Here is an 18,386-nt window from a genome sequence, read left to right on the forward strand (position 1 = left end):
GGCAGGAGCGGCAAATGCGTGACGTGGTCGAGATCGGGCTGAGCAAGAGCGCCCGGCGTGGCTACCACCTGGACGACATCGCGATCGTCCCGACACGGCGCACCCGTGACGTCGATGACGTGTCGACCAACTGGCAGCTCGACGCGTACCCGTTCAAGATCCCGTGCGTGGCGCACCCCTCCGACGCCATCATGAGCCCGGCGACCGCCGTCGAGCTCGGCCGCCTCGGCGGGCTCGGCGTGCTCAACGTCGAGGGCCTCTGGACCCGCTACAGCGACCCGAGCAAGATCCTTGAGGAGCTGTCCGGGCTGGACGAAGACTCCCGGGCCACCAGGCGCCTCCAGGAGGTGTACGCGGAGCCCATCAAGCCCGAGCTCATCGGCGAGCGGGTCAAGGAGATCCGCGACGGCGGCGTCACGGTCGCCGTCCGAGTCTCCCCGCAGCACACCCTCGCCCTCGCGCCCGTCATCCTCGACGCCGGCGTCGACCTGCTGGTCATCCAGGGCACCCTCGTCTCCGCCGAGCACGTGTCGACGACCGACGAGCCGCTGAACCTCAAGGAGTTCATCGCCGACCTGGACCTGCCGGTCATCGTCGGCGGCTGCACCAACTACCAGACCGCGCTGCACCTCATGCGCACCGGCGCGGCCGGCGTGATCGTCGGCATCGGCGCCGACGAGTGGTCGACGACCGACCGGGTCCTCGGCATCCGCGTCCCGATGGCCACCGCCATCGCCGACGCCGCCGACGCCCGCCGCGACTACCTCGACGAGACCGGCGGCCGGTATGTCCACATCATCGCCGACGGCAACCTGCAGACGTCCGGGGACATCGCCAAGGCGCTCGGCTGCGGCGCCGACGCCGTCATGGTCGGTGAGCCCCTGTCGCGCAGTGAGTCCTCCCCGGCCGGCGGCGCCTGGTGGCACTCCGCCGCCAGCCACCCGAAGCTGCCCCGCGGCTCGTTCGGCTCCGCGGAGGAGTCCCTCGGCGACCTCGAGAAGGTCCTGTACGGCCCGTCCGAGGACCCCGACGGCGTCCTCAACCTGTTCGGCGGCCTCCGGCGCGCGATGGCCAAGTGCGGCTACCGCGACCTGAAGGAGTTCCAGAAGGTCGGCCTGGTCCTCGACCGCTGACCGGCGCGCGACGCCTGACGGCCCGGCCCCGCCTCGGGGTCCGGGCCGTTTCGCATCCTCCCGGGGAGCGCCCGGCTCCCGTGACCCGGAAGAGGCGTCTTCCGGGTCACGCGAGAAGGGTCAGCGGGGGAGGGCCTGCTGGAGCTCGGCCCGCAGCGCCGGGGTGAGCATCTCGCCGGCCTGCTTGGCCAGGCGGGCCATCTCGTAGCCGACGACGCCGATGTCCGCCTCGCGGCCGGCGAGCACGGCCAGGATCGAGCCGTCGCGGATCGTCATGACCAGGAAGAAGCCCTGGCCCATCTCGACCACGGTCTGCTTGACCTCGTCGCCGTCGAAGATGCGGGCGGCGCCGCTGGTGACGCTCACCAGGCCCGAGGTGACGGCGGCCAGCTGGTCCGCGCTGTCGCGCGGCAGATGGTCCGACACGGCGACCAGCAGGCCGTCGGAGGACACCACCACCGCGTGCGCGATGCCCGGCACCCGTTCGGTGAAGGCGTTGATCAACCAGCTCAGGTCCCGTGCTTGTTGGCTCAGGGTCACGCCGTGCTCCCTCGATGATCGTTGATCGGCACCGTGGGTACCTCGTCCTCGTTCGCGGCCCGGTGCACGCCACTGTAGAACCGGGTGAGCATGCTGCTGACGCTCGCGGGGTCCGGCTCGGTGTGCGACGAGACCTGGATCGGCTGGGTCGCGTCAGGTCTGGTCTCCGCCTGCCCAGTGTCACCCGGCAGCTGTGCCAGCGGCACCCTGATCGGCAGGCCGCTGGCGCTCGTGCCCGCGGTCACCGGGGTCCGCTGCGCCGGGACCGCCGGGGCCGACGACGCCGGCGCGTCACCCGCGCCGCCCCGCGACCACCAGCGGGTGCCCTTGGCGGGCGGCGCGGTGTTGCCCCGCGCGGCCGCGCCGATGATGTCCTCGGCCCGGCTCGGCCCGCGCCGCTGCGCGCCCGCGGCGGGGCCACCGTTCGCGGTCCGCTGCGCGGGCGGCCCCGAGGCGGGACCCGCCGGGCCACCGCCGGCCCCCGGCACCCCGGAGACGGGCGCACCAGAGCCCACACCAGAGCCCACACCAGAGCCCGCGCCGTTGCCGGCCACGGGCACACGCGGTCCCGGCACCTGCGGTCCGGGCCCGCCGGAGACAGGGCCGGCCGGACCGCCCGAAGCGGGAAGCCCTGCGACAGGCACGCCGGGGCTCTGAAGTCCGAAGCTCGACGCCGGGACGCCCGACGCCGGGACGCCCGACGCCGGGACACCGGAGACCGACGCACCCGACACGGGCATGCTCGAGACCGGCACCCCCGACACGGGCGCCGCGCGCAGTGGCATCCCGGACACCGGCATCCCGGACACCGGCATGCCGGAGACCGGTACACCGGAGACGGGCGCACCAGAGACAGGCACGCCGGAGACGGGCGCACCAGAGACAGGCACGCCGGACACGGGCGCCCCCGAAACCGACGCCGGCACCGGCTCGGCGCCCGCGGCAGCATCGGCGGTAGCAGCGCCCGCGGCGGCGGAGGCGGCGACCGGCCAGGTCGGCAGGGCGACCGGCCCCGCAGGCAGCGGCGGCGCCGCGACGGCCGGCACGTCCCCTTCGGCCGGCGACCCGGCGGTGCCGGCCCCGCTCGGCCGCCCGGGCAGCGCCGGCAGCACGGCCGTCGGCGCGTCCTCGGCGGAGACCATCGCGGGCACGGGCCGTGCCTCGTCAGCGGCGATCGGCAGCCGCGACATGCCGGCGATGCGGTTGCCGCTGCCGTGGTACAGCCCGGCGCCCTCCGGCGGAGCGGCCAGGAGGCGGGCGGGCAGGGTCACGTAGGCGGTGACGCCCTCGTCGGAGGCGTCGAGCCGGACCTGGACGCCGTGCCGCGCGGCCAGGTGGCCGACGACGACGAGACCCATCCGCTCGGACGCGGCCACGTCGATGGCGATCGGCGCCGACACGCGGTCGTTGGCTTCGACGAGCCCGGACTCGGTCATGCCGAGCCCGCGGTCCTCGATGACGATCGTGGCCTCGCGGGTCTGCTTCGAGGGCCAGCCGGACACGGTGACGACCGTGTCGGGCGGCGAGAACGTGGTCGCGTTCTCGAGCAGCTCGGCGAGCAGGTGGACGATGTCGGAGACGGCGTGCCCGACGACGAAGATGTCGGTGGCGACGTCGTGCCGGATCCGCGCGTACTGCTCGATCTCCGCCATCGCCGCGAGCGTCACCGCGGAGAGGGACACGGGCTGCGCCCAGCGCCGGGTGGCCTCGCTGCCGGCGAGGACGAGGAGGTTCTCGTCGTTGCGGCGCATGCGGGTGGCGAGGTGGTCCAGGCGGAAGAGGTTCGCCAGCTGGTCGGGGTCGGTCTCGGCGGACTCCAGCTGGTCGAGCAGCTGTAGCTGGCGCTCGACCAGGGTCTGCGAGCGGCGGGCCAGGTTGACGAACATCGAGTTGACGTTGCGCCGCATGACGGCCTGCTCGACGGCGAGGCTGACGGCGCTACGGTGCACGGCGGTGAACGCGTCGGCGACCTCACCGATCTCGTCGGTGGAGCGGACCCTGGTGGTGGTGTCGACGGTGACGGTCTCGCCGCGGGGGAGGGTCCGCAGGCGTTGGATGGCCTCGGGGAGGCGGTGCTGCGCCACGTCGAGCGCCTGGGCCCGCAGCTGCCGCAGCGAGCGCGCCATCGACCGGCCGATGAGCCACGACAGCAGCAGCGCGATCAGCATGACCAGGACGATCACGGAGGTGGCGACGATGGCGTCGGTGCGCTGCGAGGCACTGCGGTTGGCGGCGCCCTCGATCGCGTCCTCGAGCAGCTCCTGCTCGATGGTGCGGATGTAGTCCAGCTCGCTGGTGCTGGCGAGCCACCACTCCTCGGGGGTCACGCCGACGGCGGCGCCCCGGGCGCGGGAGATGACCTGCTGCTGGAGGCGGGCGACGGTGCCGACGGCGGTCTGGCGCAGGTTGCGGTCGTAGAGGGCCAGGTGCCGCGGGCTGGCGGAGTCGCGGAAGCGCTCGACGGCGGCCACCTGCCGCGCCTGGATCTCGGAGAACGTCTCGAAGTCGTCAGGGGCGAACTTGCCGGCGCTGGCGGCCGCGAAGATCCGCCCGCGCAGCTGGTCCTTGAGCTCCTTGGCCTGGGCGAGGTCCATGAGGGAGGCGACCTCGGTGACCGACTGGGAGTCGCCGCCGATGTCGGGGCGGTCGGGGACGAGCCCGAACAGGTGCTGGATGGTGGAGGAGTACTGGTCGAAGACCGCGTCCTGGCGCAGCCACCGCTGCTTGACGCCCTCGCGGACCAGCTGCAGGTCGGCGAAGTCGGCGGCGACCCGGTTCTGCGACTGGTTGAAGATCGGGTTGGCCAGCAGCGGGCGGGCGGCGTTGGAGAAGGCGGCGAGGGCCGCGTCGGTGGCGGCGTAGTTCGCGGCCAGCTCCTGGTTGCTCGAAGTCGACCCACTCGGCGCTTGGACGGTGGTCGATTTGGCGAGAACTCCGGCCGTTCGGTCCCTTTCCAGCTGCAGGTAGTGGATCAGATTGGTCAATTGGCGGCCGACCTTGACCCCTTGGGCGAACTGGTCGAGCTTGGAGGCGTCCTGGACGGAGGCGTTGATCTGGACGCCGGCGATGACAAGGAAGGCCACGGCGGGCAGCACGAGGACGGCGGCGAGCTTGGTCGGCACGCGCCAGTCGCGGACCCGGAACAGCGACGCGCTGCGCCGCTGCGGCTCCCCTGGCCTGCGGCGCCGGTGGCTGTTCACCTTCATGACGACGGCGGGAGCCCTCGATGAAGGTGGCGAAGCGAAGGTCTGCACCCCTCACACCTTTCGCATGCGTCATCGCGCTGCCTGAGCAGCGTGCGAGCCTTATCAAACCAGGGTTGCGACATCTGTCCAACCACGGCATTGTGGTCCAGGTCACATTACTTGGCATTCGACTTCGGGGTTGAAACGCATCGACCAGACGGGAAGGATACGCACCGTCCGACCAGCCGCGTGTCCCAAGGAGCTTCCTGTCGTGCACACCCTCGGCCGCCGGCCCGCCGTGGCCGCGTTCGCCGTGGTCACCGCGCTGCTTCTGACCGCCTGCACGAGCAAGGGCAACCCCGCGCCGAAGCCGCCGGCGTCGGTCGCGATCGGCCTGCTGGTCTCCACGACCGGGCCGAACGCCGCGATCGGCCAGCAGGCGCAGCTCGGCGCGAAGCTCGCGATCGAGCTGGTCAACAACGACGTCACGGACCTGAAGCTGCCCCTGCCGCTGGCCGCCGGTGCCGGCCTGCGCAACGGCACGAAGCTCACGCTCGTCGTCGGCAACAGCGACAGCGCGCCGGAGAAGGTCGAGAAGGAGGCGTCGCGGCTCGTGCACGACGGCGCCGTCGGGCTCGTCCTGGCCGACACCCTGGACGTCGCCGCCCCCGCCGGCCGCGAGACCGACACCATCGGCGTCGCGCTCGTCGACGCGCTGAGCACCGCGGACACGTTCGCCGACCTCAACCGGGCGGCGCACTTCCGCATCCAGCCCAGCGACCGGCAGGCGATCTCGACCGCGCTGGCGCTGCTGTACCGGGAGCGCGACACCGGCGACGAGTTCAAGCGGGTCATCACCGCGATGGGCAAGGCCAGCGGCACCGTCGGCGAGGAGCTCGCCAACGTGCGCGCCTCGATCGAGGACCTCAGCCTCGCCGCCGGCTACGAGATCGGCGGCAAGCAGCAGATCGCCCTGGAGTCCGGCGGCGCTGGCGACAGCAGCTTCGTCGAGAAGGGCGACGCCGTCCTCGCCTTCGTGCTCAACGCGCAGGACGCGGCGGCCGCGGTGGAGCTCGCAGGCCGGCTCAAGGGCAAGGCGCCGGTCATCGCGCTCGGCCCCGGCGTCGGGGCGCTCGACACGGTCAAGGGCAACAACCAGGTGCTGCGGGCCACGGGCTGGTCCGGGGACTTCGCGGGGCGCAACCCCGTCGCGAGGGTCGTCGGCGGCATGTACGAGCAGGCGTTCCACGCCAAGCTGACCGAGGTCGCGGCGGCCGCGTTCACCGCGACGATGCTGCTCGCGCTGGCGATGAACACCGTCACCACCGACCTGAGCCCGCCGACGATCCGCAACGCGGTGCAGCAGTTCTCGCTGCCGGCGACCCAGATCGTCATGCCGTGGAACGGGATCCGGTTCGACGGCGCCGGCTACAACCAGCTCGGCGCCTGCGTCGTCGAGCAGCACGCCCCCAACGGCTACCTGGTGATCCACCCCGTCGAGCTGGCGGCTACCCCGACGCTGAGCCTGTAGCCGCGAGCAGCCGCCGCAGCTCGTCGGGCTTCTGGTACAGCTCGTTCAGGTCGAGCACCTCGCCGCCGGGCGCGACCAGGCGCCGGGCCACCAGGGGGTGCTCCCGCCGCCAGCCCTGCCGCAGCAGCGTGTGCTCGACGAGCACGGACAGCAGCACGACACCCATCCACGGCGGCGCCGGCTGGTCGTCGGCGGCGGTCTCGCCGCGCCGGGCCCGCTCCACGTCGACCGGCCGGCGCAGCAGCGTGCCGGCGAGCTCGTCACGGTCGTCCGGGTCGCGGCCGAGCACGGCCCGCACCGCCCGCACGTATTCGCGGGCCTGGCGCTCGACCTCCGCGCCGTACACCTCGACCGGCAGCTGCTCGAAGCGCGTCCACTCCCCGTCGCCCCCGATCACCTCGGCGGCGAGCGTGCGCTCCTCCTCGGCGGTCAGGGTTTCCACGTCGACGGCGTCGCCCGCCAGCCCGGGCCGGGGCACCTCGCCGATGGCGCGCAGCTCGGCGGCGAGCCCGGGGTGCCGCAGCGGCACCTCGTCGAGCAGCGCGCCGCCGTCGACCGCGGGCGCGCCCCACCGCGACAGGCGCAGCCGCCAGCCGGCGTGCAGGTCCGAGATCCGCACCGGCACCGGTTCGGCGGCCGGTTCGGCGGCACTGCCAGGGGTGAGCAGGTGGCGGCCCTCGGCCGCGGCGAACGCGGCGAACGCCGCCTCGATCGTCGCGGCCCGCAGCAGCGCCGCGGCCGCGTCCTCGACGCCGGACAGCCCGCCACCGCCCGCGGCGATCGCCGCCGCGTCACGGACCTGCTCCACCGCGACCCGCAGCGGACCCGTCGCGGCGTGCACCTTGGCGTCCGCCGCCACCCCGAGCAGGCCGCGGACCAGCTCGGGGTGCTTCGTGTCCGGCAGCGCCAGCTCGTGCGCCAGGACGATGCGCAGGTGGTCGGCGGGCAGCCCCCACACCAGGGGCAGCCCGACGCGCAGCACGCCGCCGGTGTACCGGACGGTGCCGGACCCGGCGAGGGTGACCGCGACCGGTGGGGTCGCGTCCGCGTACTTCGCCGCCTCGGTCACGAGCGAGTGCAGGACCGTGTGGCGGGCGGCGGTCACCTTGGCGGTGTCGGGGCCCCAGTGCTCCTTCATGGGCGCCGGGCCGGCACCGCGCAGCAGCCGGCGGCCACGCCAGGCGGCCAGCCCGCCGGGAAGTCTCGCCATGCGCCTCAGTGTGCCGCACCCCGCCCGGTAGCTGGGGGAGGCGCTCCGGCGGGACTGACGCCGGCCGATGCGAAACTGGGTACTTCCCAGTAACTTACTGGTGAGTCACCATGAGGCGTGCGATATGACGTGGTGGTCATCGGTTCGGGCTTCGGCGGCAGCGTGACCGCGCTCCGCCTCGCCGAGAAGGGCTACTCGGTCGCGGTCCTGGAGGCCGGTCGGCGCTTCGCCGACGACGAGTTCCCCAAGACGTCGTGGGACGCCAAGCGCTTCCTGTGGGCACCGGCCCTGCGCTGCTTCGGCGTCCAGCGGCTCAAGCTGCTGCGCAACGTGCTGGTGCTGTCCGGCGCCGGCGTCGGCGGCGGGTCGCTGATCTACGCCAACACCCTCTACCGGCCGCTCGAGCAGTTCTACGACGACCCGCAGTGGCGCGGCATCGCCGACTGGCGCGCCGAGCTCGCGCCCTTCTACGACCAGGCCGAGCGCATGCTCGGCGTCAGCGTCTACCACCGCATGACCCGGGCCGACCTGGCGATCAAGGCCGTCGCCGAGCGGATGGGCGTCGGCGACACCTTCCACCAGACCCCCGTGGGGGTGTACTTCGGCAAGTCGGGCGTCGACCCGTACTTCGGCGGGGCCGGACCGCTGCGTCACGGCTGCGAGCACTGTGGCTCATGCATGACCGGCTGCCGGGTCGGCGCGAAGAACACCCTGGTGAAGAACTATCTGCACCTGGCCGAGCGGCTCGGCGCCGAGGTCCACCAGTTGACGACGGTGGCGTCGGTACGACCTGAGGACGGCGGCTATCGCATCGACACCCGCGGGACCGGGCGGCGGCGGGACCGCCGGGCGTTCCACGCGGCGCAGGTCGTGTTCGCCGCCGGCGCCCTCGGCACCCAGGAGCTGCTGCTGCGGATGCGCGCCGACGGGCAGCTGCCCGGGCTGTCGACGAAGGTCGGCACGCTCACCCGCACCAACTCCGAGTCCATCCTCGGCGCCCGCTCGCTGCGCAAGGACGTCGACTTCACCGACGGCGTGGCGATCACCAGCTCGTTCCACCCCGACGCGCACACGCACATCGAGCCCGTCCGGTACGGCCCCGGCTCCAACGCCATGGGGCTGCTGCAGACCGTCCTCACCGACGGCGGGCCGCTGCGGCCGCTGCGCTGGTTCGGGGCGTTCTTCCGGCACCCGATCCGGCACACCCGGGTGCTCTCCGTGCGGCGCTGGTCGCACAAGACGGTGATCGCCCTGGTCATGCAGTCGCTGGACAACTCGCTCAACGTCCGGCTCCGCCGCGGCTGGACCGGCCGGCGCAAGCTCACCACGTCGCAGGGCCACGGCGAGCCCAACCCGGCCTGGATCCCGTCCGGCAACCACGCCGTCCGGCTGCTGGCCGAGGAGATCGGCGGCATGCCCGGCGGCAGCTGGACCGAGGTCTTCAACATCCCGGTCACCGCGCACATCCTCGGCGGCGCGCCGATCGGCGACTCGCCGGAGCACGGGGTGGTGGACGCCTACCACCGCGTCTACGGCCACCCCGGCCTGCACGTGGTCGACGGCGCCGCGGTCAGCGCCAACCTGGGCGTCAACCCGTCCCTGACGATCACCGCCCAGGCGGAGCGGGCCATGTCCATGTGGCCCAACCGCGGCGAGGAGGACCCCCGGCCGCCGCTCGGCGAGACCTACGTCCCGGTGCCACCCGTCCCGCCGGCCAACCCCGCCGTCCCGGCCGGCGCGCCGGCGGCGTTGCGCGTCACCGCCGTGCCGGCGCCGCGACGGCGACAGGAGCACCATTCGTGACGAAGTGCGCGGCACCGCGGTACCGACGCGGCCAAGGCTGAAAAGAGCGGCAGTGAGGCGCAGGTCACCCCGGGGCGCCGACTAGGCTCGACGCATGACCACGCCGCCGCCGGTTCTCGTCGTCGACTTCGGTGCCCAATACGCGCAGCTGATCGCCCGCAGGGTGCGCGAGGCGCACGTGTATTCCGAGATCGTCCCGCACTCGATGCCGGTCGCGGACATGCTCGCCAAGCGCCCCGCCGCGATCATCCTGTCCGGCGGCCCCTCCTCGGTCTACGAGGAGGGCGCCCCGCAGGTCGACCCCGCCCTGTTCGACGCCGGTGTGCCGGTCTTCGGCATCTGCTACGGCTTCCAGGCGATGGCGGTCGCGCTGCGCGGCGAGGCGAGCCACACGGGGCTGCGCGAGTTCGGCGGCACCCCGCTGAGCATCGCCGGGAGCGGCGGCGTGCTGCTGCGCGACCTGCCCGACGCCCAGTCGGTGTGGATGAGCCACGGCGACTGCGTCACCGCCGCCCCGGCCGGCTTCACGGTCACCGCGGGCTCGCCGGCCGCGCCGGTCGCCGCGTTCGAGGACGTGTCGCGGCGGCTCGCCGGCGTGCAGTTCCACCCGGAGGTCGCGCACACCCCGCACGGCCAGGAGGTGCTGCGCCGGTTCCTGTACGGCATCGCCGGCATCGAGCCCACCTGGACGTCCAACAACATCATCGAGGAGCAGGTCGAGGCGATCCGCGCCCGCGTCGGCAGCAAGCGCGTGCTGTGCGCGCTGTCCGGCGGCGTCGACTCCGCCGTCGCCGCGGCCCTCGTGCACAAGGCCGTCGGCGACCAGCTGACCTGCGTCTTCGTCGACCACGGCCTGCTGCGCGCCGGCGAGGCCGAGCAGGTCGAGAAGGACTACGTCGCCGCCACCGGCATCAACCTGAAGGTCGTCGACGCCTCCGCGCGCTTCCTCGGTGCCCTCGCCGGCGTGACCGACCCGGAGCAGAAGCGCAAGATCGTCGGCCGGGAGTTCATCCGGGTCTTCGAGCAGGCCGCCCGCGACCTGGACGCGGAGGAGCACGTCGAGTTCCTCGTCCAGGGCACCCTCTACCCCGACGTGGTCGAGTCCGGCGGCGGCACCGGCACCGCCAACATCAAGTCGCACCACAACGTCGGCGGCCTCCCCGACGACCTGCAGTTCGCGCTGGTCGAGCCGCTGCGGACGCTCTTCAAGGACGAGGTGCGCGCGATCGGCGCCGCGCTCGGCCTGCCCGAGGAGATCGTCATGCGGCACCCGTTCCCCGGGCCCGGCCTGTCGATCCGGATCATCGGCGCCGTCGACGAGGAGCGGCTCGCCATCCTGCGCGCCGCCGACCTGATCGCCCGTGAGGAGCTCACCGCCGCCGGCCTTGACCGGTCGGTCTGGCAGTTCCCGGTCGTGCTGCTCGCCGACGTCCGCAGCGTCGGCGTCCAGGGCGACGGCCGCACGTATGGTCACCCGATCGTGTTGCGCCCCGTCTCCAGCGACGACGCGATGACGGCCGACTGGTCCCGGCTGCCGCACGAGCTGATCGCGAAGATCTCCACCCGGATCACCAACGAGGTTCGCGAGGTCAACCGCGTGGTCGTGGACGTGACGTCCAAGCCGCCGGGCACCATTGAATGGGAGTGAATGTTTTTCCTCCTGTGGGTCTCCCTTGCTCCTGGGCGGAAATGCCGGACAATTTATTGTCGTGACTCCTGCGTTACAGCCGCTGCGGCGCATCGCGGCCTACTGCGTCATCGCCGACTCCGACGAGTTCCTGCTGGTCCGGGCGTCGGCGAAGGCCGGCACGCCCGGAGTCTGGTCGCTGCCCGGCGGCGCCGTCGACCACGGTGAGCAGCCGGTCGACACCGTCGTGCGGGAGACCGCCGCGGAGACCGGCCTGTCCGTCGCCGTCGCCCGGCTGCGCGACGTGCTCGCCGACATGCGGGCGCTGCCCGACCGCGGCCTGACCATCCACACCGACCGCCTCATCTACGAGGTCACCGTGCGCGGCGGCGCGCTGCGCGACCGCGTCGGCCAGCCCACCGACCTGGCCCGCTGGGTCACCCGCGAGGAGGCCGAGCAGCTGCCGCTGCGCCGCTTCACCGCCGACGCGCTCGGCCTGCGGGAGGCCGCGGTCGACCTGCGCCCCGACGGTGTGCCCGAGGTGCCGTCCTTCTACGCCGTGCCCGGCCCCGACGGCCTGCACCGCGCCCAGCGCTTCGCCGCCTACGCCGTCTGCACCGACCGGCGCAACCGGGTCCTGCTGACCCGCATCTCCGACGGGTACCCGGGCGGCGGCTCCTGGCACCTCCCCGGCGGCGGGACCGACTTCGGCGAGCAGCCCGGCGTGGCGCTCATCCGCGAGCTGGTCGAGGAGACCGGGCAGGAGGGCCACATCGTCGAGCTGCTCGGGGTGGCGTCGCACCGGGACGCGGCCCAGCTCGGGCCCGAGGGGTACCCGATCGACTGGCACGGCGTCCGCGCGTTCTACCGCGTCCAGGTGCCGCGCTCCAGCCGTCCCGTGATCCACGACGTCGGCGGCTCGACCGCCGAGGCCCGCTGGTTCGACCCCGAGGACCTCGACGAGCTGCAGCTGACGGAGGTCACCGAGGAGGCGCTGCGCGGGGCGGGCCTCCGCTAGCTCTGGTTTGCTCTGGTTTGCTTTGGTTTGCTCTGGTTTTCGTGCTGCGCGGTGTTGCCCGGGCCTGCGCTGCGGTGGGCGCGTTCTAGGCTTGGCGCCATGTGCGCAGCCCGGGTGATCACCGTCTACGGCCGTCGACCCGGAGGGACCGACGACGTCGGCGGACCGGTCCGGCACGGCGAGAGCCCCGCGACCGCGATGGTCCGGCACTTCGTCGAGCAGGCCGACCTGTCCGTCGTGGTGCTCTCGGTGCTCGACGTGCACGCCGTCATCACGCCCGACCTGCACGAGGACCGGGTGGTCTTCGAGGTCGCCCCGGCCCCCGGCGCGGCCGTCGGCGACTTCACCGAGCGGCCCGATCCCAACGGGCTGCCGACCGGGCAGCGCTTCGCCGCGTACGGCTTCGTCACCGATCCCGCCGATAGGGTGCTGCTCACCCAGATCGCCCCCGGCTACCCCGGCGCCGGCAAGTGGCACCTGCCGGGCGGCGGCACCGACCCCGGCGAGCAGCCCGGCGAGGCGCTGCTGCGCGAGCTCGTCGAGGAGACCGCCCAGCACGGGGAGATCACCGAGCTGCTCGGGGTCACCCACCGGCGCAACCCGGGCGCGATCGGCCCCGAGGGTTACCCGATCAACTGGCACGCCGTACGGGCGCTCTACCGCGTCCTGGTGCCCTCGCCGACCACACCCAGAGTGACCGAGGCCGCCGGCGGATCGACCGCGGCCGCGGCCTGGTTCGACCGGGCCGAGCTGCCCGGCCTTCAGCTCACGGAGGTGGTCCAGTGGGCCGCCTCACTCCCGCGACGGGACAGTGATCGTGGTCGTTAAGATAAATTACAGGTGAATTTGGTACTACGCTGAGTAGTCCGGCATCAGCACCCGACGAGCATGTTTCTAGGCTGGTTCCTATCTGAGCCATCGCCAAGCGCGACACGATATGCGATGGTGTAGATCGCGAGGCAGTCTCGCGAAGACGGACACAGTGGGGCAAAGGGCCCTGGAATGCGACCGTGGGAACCCCGTTCCTGCATGGAGGATCAGTGCCGAGAGCACCTTGGCAGCGACGACGCACCACGGACAGTCCGCGCCCCGGTGGCAGCAGACAGTGGGCGGGCCGGCTGCGACGCAGCGGTTCGCTCGCCCGCCAGGTGCTCTTCGCCGGGCGGGTCGGTCGTCGCGGTGACGGCAACGTCGCCGGCGCCACCTCGCTGCTCATGCCGCCGCCCGCCGAGACCGAAACCCGCGAGGGCAGGGTCCGGCTCCCGCGCCTGCGTATGCGCCGCCGTGACGGACTGTCACGAGACGTGGTGTCTGTCGCGCCGGTCAGCCCCGCCGTCCCGTCGGTCTCCCTGGGTACGGAAGAGGCGTCGAGCTTCAGCATCCCGCTGCTGCCGGGCGAGCGCACCGTCGGCCGCCGCATCCGCTTCGCCCTGGCCAACGCCTGCACCATCAGCAGCCTCCTGCTGGGCCTGTGCGCGATCTTCGTCGCCGTGAACCACGGCGACGTCCGCATCGCCGCCACCCTGCTGATCGCCTGCGTCGTCTTCGACGGCCTGGACGGCTTCCTGGCCCGCCGCCTCGGCGTCGCCAGCCCGTTCGGCGCGCAGATGGACTCCCTCGCCGACATGTGCTCCTTCGGCCTGGCCGCGCCCGTCGTCGTCTATGCCTGGCTGAGCGACTCGGCCCCGGCCGCCGCGCTCGTGCCCGCCTGCGGGCTCGTGGCCGCCTGCGCCGCGATCCGCCTGGCCCGCTTCAACGTCTCCCCGAAGGACGGCCGCTTCTTCTGCGGCGTGCCGACCACCATGTGCGCGGCGGTGCTCGCCCTCGCCACGCTGATCGCCCCGGAGATGCCCCCGGCATTCCGCGTGGCCGGCGTCGCGCTGCTCGGCCTGGCGATGGTGTCCAGCTTCCCGTATGCGAAGCTCGCCCGCCTGGCGAAGCTGCCGCCGTGGCTCTTCGCCCTGCCGGTGGTCGGTGCTCTGGTGGACTTCCGCCTGACGTTCGTAGCCGTGGTCCTGGCGTACCTGGTGAGCGGCCCGATCCTCTGGCTCCGCCAGCGCCGCCACGCCGCCGTCTGACCTTCCCGCACCTCGCAGCGCCCCGCCTCCGGCTCCCCGGACGCGGGGCGCTTCGCTATTTCCCGTGGCCCAACACTGCAACCGGCCAGACGCCGCGCGATCCACCTTTGGTTCCAGAGATCAACTCAAGGGCGGACGACGCATCATCCGGTGCAAAGGCCGCAGACCCGGGCATTGACCAACGTCTGCCGAGTGGCGTGGAGCGCCGGGAACAGGTGTGCCGGAAGGTGGGCGACCGTGCGGCCGCCGCCGTGCGCGGGGTGCTTGGCTGCCCTTGGCTCAACTGCCGCGCTCGGTGCCGCGCGGATAGACGTTGCGCGATCCGCCCCCGGTTTTGGAGAGCAACTTGAGGGTGGATCGCGCAGGCTCTGTGGCGCAAAAGCCGTAAAGCCGGGTATTGACCAGCGTTTGCCGAGTGGGGCGGGGTGCTGGGAACAGGTGTGCCGGGAGCTGGGTGAGCGCGTGGTTGGCGCCGTGCGCGGGGCTACCGGTTCGTGGGTGGGTGCGCCGTGCCGGGGGCCGGTGGAGTGTGATCTCCACCGGCCCCGGCGAGGACGGGCTCAGAGCCAGGTGGCGATGACCGTCGAGCCGCCGACGACGCGGTCGCCGGGGGCGACCGCGGGGGTGGCCTTGTCGGCGGGCAGGTAGACGTCGGTGCGGGAGCCGAAGCGGATCAGGCCGAAGCGCTCACCCTTGGCGAGCAGGGAGCCGACCGGGGCGCGCTGCACGATGCGGCGGGCGATCAGGCCCGTGCGCTGGACGACGGCGACGGGGCCGTGGGCGGTCTCCAGCAGCGTGTACGCCGCGACGTTGTGCTCGGCCTCCGGCTTCATCGCGGCCGCGTAGCCGCCGTCCTCGACGAAGTAGTCGACGACCTTGCCCGCGACCGGGGCGCGGTTGACGTGGACGTCGAGGACGGACAGGAAGACCGCGATGCGGAGGAACTCGATGTCGCCGAAGCGCTTGTCGTGCAGGCGCTCGACGCCGAGGACCTTGCCGTCGCTGGCGGCGACCACGGCGCTCGCGTCCTCGGGGACGTCGCGCTGCGGGTCGCGGAAGAACGCGGCGACGGGCGCGGCGGCCAGGGCCGGGACCAGCCACAGCTTCGACTTCGGCCGGGCGGCCTTGGCCAGGGCGGCGAGGCCGAGCGCGATGCCGGCGGCGGCGACGCCGTTGGAGTCGATGTGCATGCCCCGGGTGAGGGGGACGCTGGAGGGGCGCAGCGCCGGCAGCAGGTTGTGCGCCGCGGCGTGGTGGGCCGGGGTGTGCCGGAGGCGGTGCACGCGGACCGGCGGCACGTTGCGCAGGACGAGGTCGCTGCCCACGCCGTACAGCGCGGCCTGGCGCTCCACCTCGTCGGCGGCGCCGCTCGGCAGGCGGGTCGCCGGGACGACGACCGTGAGGACGCCGCCGGTGGTGACCAGCTTGGTCAGGCCGGCGAGGACGGCCCGGGCGTCGTCGGCGCTGCCCGCGAGGGGCTCGGCCAGGATCACCACGTCGGCGGGCTCCGCCTCGGTGAGCGACTCGACGACGCGGGTCCGGTCGGACACCCAGCGCCCCTGCCGCTCGACGTGCTCCCGGAGTGCCGCGACGGCCCCTGCGGCCGCCGAGGCGCCGGACGTGGCGACGATGGTCAGGCGGTCGTCGGGCAGCAGCGCGTCGATCGCCGCCGCGAGCGTGGCGGAGCCGGCCGCGGCGCCGACCAGGAGGCCGGTCTTGGGCCCGCCGTGACGGGCGAGCTCGGAGGCGAGGACCCGGGCGGCGCGGTCACCGATCTGGATCGGGCGGCGGGAGACGCCGGACGCGCCGCCAACGGGAAATTGGGTCATGTCTGAAGGGCTCCTCAAGCAATACATGCAAACGAAAAGGCCGGCGGGGGAACGCGCCCCGCCGGCCCAGCATATTCCGTGACTAGTCCGCGTCGTCCGGGTCGTACGCGGGAGGCGCCGAAGAAGCCGGCGGCGCCGACGTGGCGGGCACCGAACTGGACGGCTTGTCGGACTTGTCGGAGCGCAGCGCCCCGAGCAGCCCCAGCAGGCCGAAGACGATCAGTCCGACGGCGACGATCCAGCCGGCGTTGAGATTGACCGAGACCGCCTGGTTGAAGAGCCAGACGATGACGATGCCGAGGAAGATCAGGCCGAACGTGAGGGAGAGGCCATCGGTGCGGTGCGGCTTCACCGGGTCACCTCCAGGTTGCCGTAGCGAAGGTCGAGGTCGAGGTGCAGCTTGCCGCCGCCGGCGCCGTCGGTGCCGAGGTCGGTGAACTCGTTGGTCTGGTTGAACCCGCCGCACTCGCGCCCCAGGACGCGGCAGTCGCCGCCCTCGACCCGGACGTCGACGTACACGTCCACGTTCTTCGGCAGGATGATCTGCATGTTGCCGCCGTACCCGACGCGGAAGCTGATGTTGACGTCCTGGCCGGCGAAGTCCACCTGGCGGAGGTCGGCGTGGATGTTGCCGAAGTCGGTGCGGTAGTCGCTGTCGAGCTCGGTGACGGACATCGGGTTGATGTTGATGTTCTCGACGTCCTTCCTGCTCGGGCCGTCCATCGTCGACGCGGTCGAGATGGCGAGGGCGAGGCTCAGCACGACGCCGAGCAGGATCATGAGCCGGGCCCGGCCGAACCACGCGCCCACGATCAGGCCGAGCGCGACGATCGCGAGCGGCACCGCGAAGTACGTGCTGACCAGGAGGTCGAACGTGGTCACCTCGAGCACGGCGAGCACGCCGAGCGACAGGCAGATCAGCGAGAAGATGACCCGGCCGAGGCGGGAGCGCGGCTTCGGCGGCTTCGGGGGCTTGGGCGGCTGCGGGGCGAGCCCCGGGTACGGCGACGCGGGCGCCCCCGCCGGGTAGCCGAGCGACGCCGCGTAGGGGCTGCTCCCGCTGAACGGCCCGTGCGGCGCGAACGGCGGCCGGTAACCGGTCGGCGGCAGCGGTGGCAACGGCGGCAGCGGTGGCACGAGCGGTGCCGGCGGCCCGGACGGCCGGGCGGGTGCCGGCGTCGCCGGAGCGGCGGCCGGGACGGGCTGGGTCACGGCGGTCTGGTGTTGCAGCCACGCCGGGTGTACGCCCGGCGTCTTGCCGACCGATCCGCCGCCGCGCCCGGTGTACGACGGTCCGGCGGACTGGAACGGCGGCACCGACGGCGGGAACGGCGCGGCGGCCGCCGGGCCCGGCACGAACGGCCCGGGCGGCGTCGGCGGCATCGGCGGCATCGGCGGCATCCAGGGCCGGCCGCCCCCCAGCGGGCCGCCCGGTTGGTCCGGCTGCGGCCCGGGCGGCAGGTTGCCCTGCCCGCGGACGAGCAGCGCCACCACCCCGATGACCACCGCGAGCCCGACCGCGGCCGCGCCGACGTTGCGGGACATGACCAGCAGGAACGCCAGCACCGCGCCGACGCCGATCACGATCGCGACCGGGGCGGACGTGGTCGACCTGCCCCGGCCGAGCAGCGCCTCCAGCGGGGAGCCGGTGTCGCCCTCGGCGGGCAGCAGGAGCCAGCCCAGCAGGTACGCGACGATGCTGACCCCGCCGGCGAGCGTGAGCACGGCGAAGATGACCCGCCACAGCGTCGGGTCGGTGTTCGTGGCCCGGCCGATCGCGGCGCACACCCCGGCGACGTACCGGCCGTGCTGCGGCCGCACGAGGTTGCTGCGGCTGAATCCGAACGGCGGCACCCCTCCGGCCGCCGTTCCGAACGCCCCAGGACCACCGGGCCCACCGGGACCACCAGGACCACCAGGACCACCGGAACCACCAGGACCACCAGGACCACCGGCGCCGCCGGTGGGAGGAGGGCCGGGTGGCGGCGGGCCGGCCGGTCCGGCACCGGCGGGCGTGAAGCCACCGGACGGCGGCTCGAAGTCCTCCGACGCGGGCTCCTCCCGCTCCACCTTGGTCAGATCAAGCTTCGGCTCCGCGGGCACGGTCGCCGCCTCCCAGGCAGGATCCCCGGCGGCGCCGCCGGCGGGCGACACGCTGGCGGGCGACACGCTGGCGGGCGACACGCTGGCGGGCGACACGCTGGCGGGCGACACGCTGGCGGGCGACACGCTGGCGGGCGACACGCTGGCGGGCGACACGCTGGCGGGCGACACGCTGGCGGGCGACACGCTGGCGGGCGACACGCTGGCGGGTGCGGCAGGGGCGTCCTGCGACGTGGCGGCGTCGGAGGCGGCAGTGGCGGCATCGGCGGCGGCGTCGTCGGACCCGTCGGGCAGGTAGTCCGCCGCGTAGCTGGGCGCCACTCGTACAC

Annotated in this window: 14 protein-coding genes; 8 read left to right on the forward strand and 6 right to left on the reverse strand. The window is 73.3% G+C overall.

Translation table 11 applies throughout. From position 1 onward, the window contains the following. Positions 1–14 precede the first annotated feature (14 nt). Positions 15–1,133, forward strand: coding sequence for a GuaB3 family IMP dehydrogenase-related protein (locus ACQEVZ_RS31100; RefSeq protein ID WP_344501789.1), 1,119 nt, complete (start codon positions 15–17; stop codon positions 1,131–1,133). A 120-nt stretch (positions 1,134–1,253) separates the two neighbouring features. Here the strand turns inward: ACQEVZ_RS31100 and ACQEVZ_RS31105 are convergent, their stop codons facing one another. Both ACQEVZ_RS31105 and ACQEVZ_RS31110 read right to left on the reverse strand, forming a co-directional pair. After that, entirely contained in the window at positions 1,254–1,673 is a 420-nt protein-coding gene (locus tag ACQEVZ_RS31105; RefSeq protein WP_425552176.1) for a roadblock/LC7 domain-containing protein, read from the reverse strand. After that, complete coding sequence (locus ACQEVZ_RS31110) at positions 1,670–4,927, reverse strand: nitrate- and nitrite sensing domain-containing protein (RefSeq protein WP_433373025.1); 3,258 nt, start codon at positions 4,925–4,927, stop codon at positions 1,670–1,672. The genes ACQEVZ_RS31105 and ACQEVZ_RS31110 overlap by 4 nt, the downstream gene beginning before the upstream one ends. Before the next feature lie 202 nt (positions 4,928–5,129). Between ACQEVZ_RS31110 and ACQEVZ_RS31115 the strand changes: the two genes are divergently transcribed. Further along, a complete protein-coding gene (locus ACQEVZ_RS31115; RefSeq protein ID WP_433373028.1) occupies positions 5,130–6,389 on the forward strand; it encodes an ABC transporter substrate-binding protein in 1,260 nt (419 codons plus the stop codon). On the opposite strand, the gene ACQEVZ_RS31120 is transcribed toward ACQEVZ_RS31115, so the two are convergent. Next, entirely contained in the window at positions 6,367–7,599 is a 1,233-nt protein-coding gene (locus tag ACQEVZ_RS31120) for a hypothetical protein (protein WP_433373031.1), read from the reverse strand. The two genes, ACQEVZ_RS31115 and ACQEVZ_RS31120, sit on opposite strands and share 23 nt — an antisense overlap. Before the next feature lie 117 nt (positions 7,600–7,716). Between ACQEVZ_RS31120 and ACQEVZ_RS31125 the strand changes: the two genes are divergently transcribed. The 5 genes from ACQEVZ_RS31125 to ACQEVZ_RS31145 all read left to right on the forward strand — a co-directional run bounded on the left by ACQEVZ_RS31125 (position 7,717) and on the right by ACQEVZ_RS31145 (position 14,125). Then, on the forward strand, positions 7,717–9,402 hold the full coding sequence (locus ACQEVZ_RS31125) for an FAD-dependent oxidoreductase (protein ID WP_433373034.1): 1,686 nt from the start codon (positions 7,717–7,719) through the stop codon (positions 9,400–9,402). Between the two features lie 94 nt (positions 9,403–9,496). Beyond that, positions 9,497–11,050: a glutamine-hydrolyzing GMP synthase gene (gene guaA, locus ACQEVZ_RS31130; RefSeq protein ID WP_433373037.1), complete on the forward strand. Its 1,554-nt coding sequence runs from the start codon at positions 9,497–9,499 to the stop codon at positions 11,048–11,050. A 61-nt stretch (positions 11,051–11,111) separates the two neighbouring features. Beyond that, complete coding sequence (locus ACQEVZ_RS31135; protein ID WP_344501783.1) at positions 11,112–12,047, forward strand: NUDIX domain-containing protein; 936 nt, start codon at positions 11,112–11,114, stop codon at positions 12,045–12,047. 99 nt (positions 12,048–12,146) lie between these two features. After that, positions 12,147–12,875 carry an NUDIX hydrolase gene (locus ACQEVZ_RS31140; protein ID WP_433373041.1) on the forward strand — a complete coding sequence of 243 codons (729 nt, stop codon included), beginning with the start codon at positions 12,147–12,149 and terminating at the stop codon, positions 12,873–12,875. Between the two features lie 290 nt (positions 12,876–13,165). Beyond that, complete coding sequence (locus ACQEVZ_RS31145) at positions 13,166–14,125, forward strand: CDP-alcohol phosphatidyltransferase family protein (protein WP_433377097.1); 960 nt, start codon at positions 13,166–13,168, stop codon at positions 14,123–14,125. A 560-nt stretch (positions 14,126–14,685) separates the two neighbouring features. On the opposite strand, the gene ACQEVZ_RS31150 is transcribed toward ACQEVZ_RS31145, so the two are convergent. The 3 genes from ACQEVZ_RS31150 to ACQEVZ_RS31160 form a co-directional block, all read right to left on the reverse strand. Continuing rightward, positions 14,686–15,954: a phosphatidylserine decarboxylase gene (locus tag ACQEVZ_RS31150; protein WP_344501781.1), complete on the reverse strand. Its 1,269-nt coding sequence runs from the start codon at positions 15,952–15,954 to the stop codon at positions 14,686–14,688. Between the two features lie 82 nt (positions 15,955–16,036). Further along, a complete protein-coding gene (locus ACQEVZ_RS31155) occupies positions 16,037–16,306 on the reverse strand; it encodes a hypothetical protein (protein ID WP_344501780.1) in 270 nt (89 codons plus the stop codon). Next, positions 16,303–17,808, reverse strand: a complete 1,506-nt coding sequence (locus ACQEVZ_RS31160; RefSeq protein ID WP_433373045.1) for a PspC domain-containing protein — start codon at positions 17,806–17,808, stop codon at positions 16,303–16,305. Before ACQEVZ_RS31160 ends, ACQEVZ_RS31155 begins: the two co-directional genes overlap by 4 nt. A gap of 160 nt (positions 17,809–17,968) precedes the next feature. On the opposite strand from ACQEVZ_RS31160, the gene ACQEVZ_RS31165 reads away from it, so the two are divergent. Continuing rightward, a complete protein-coding gene (locus tag ACQEVZ_RS31165; RefSeq protein ID WP_433373048.1) occupies positions 17,969–18,355 on the forward strand; it encodes a hypothetical protein in 387 nt (128 codons plus the stop codon). Positions 18,356–18,386 lie beyond the last annotated feature (31 nt).

Origin of the sequence: Dactylosporangium sp. CA-152071 (genome assembly GCF_050936335.1) — a bacterium.
Classification (GTDB): domain Bacteria; phylum Actinomycetota; class Actinomycetes; order Mycobacteriales; family Micromonosporaceae; genus Dactylosporangium; species Dactylosporangium maewongense.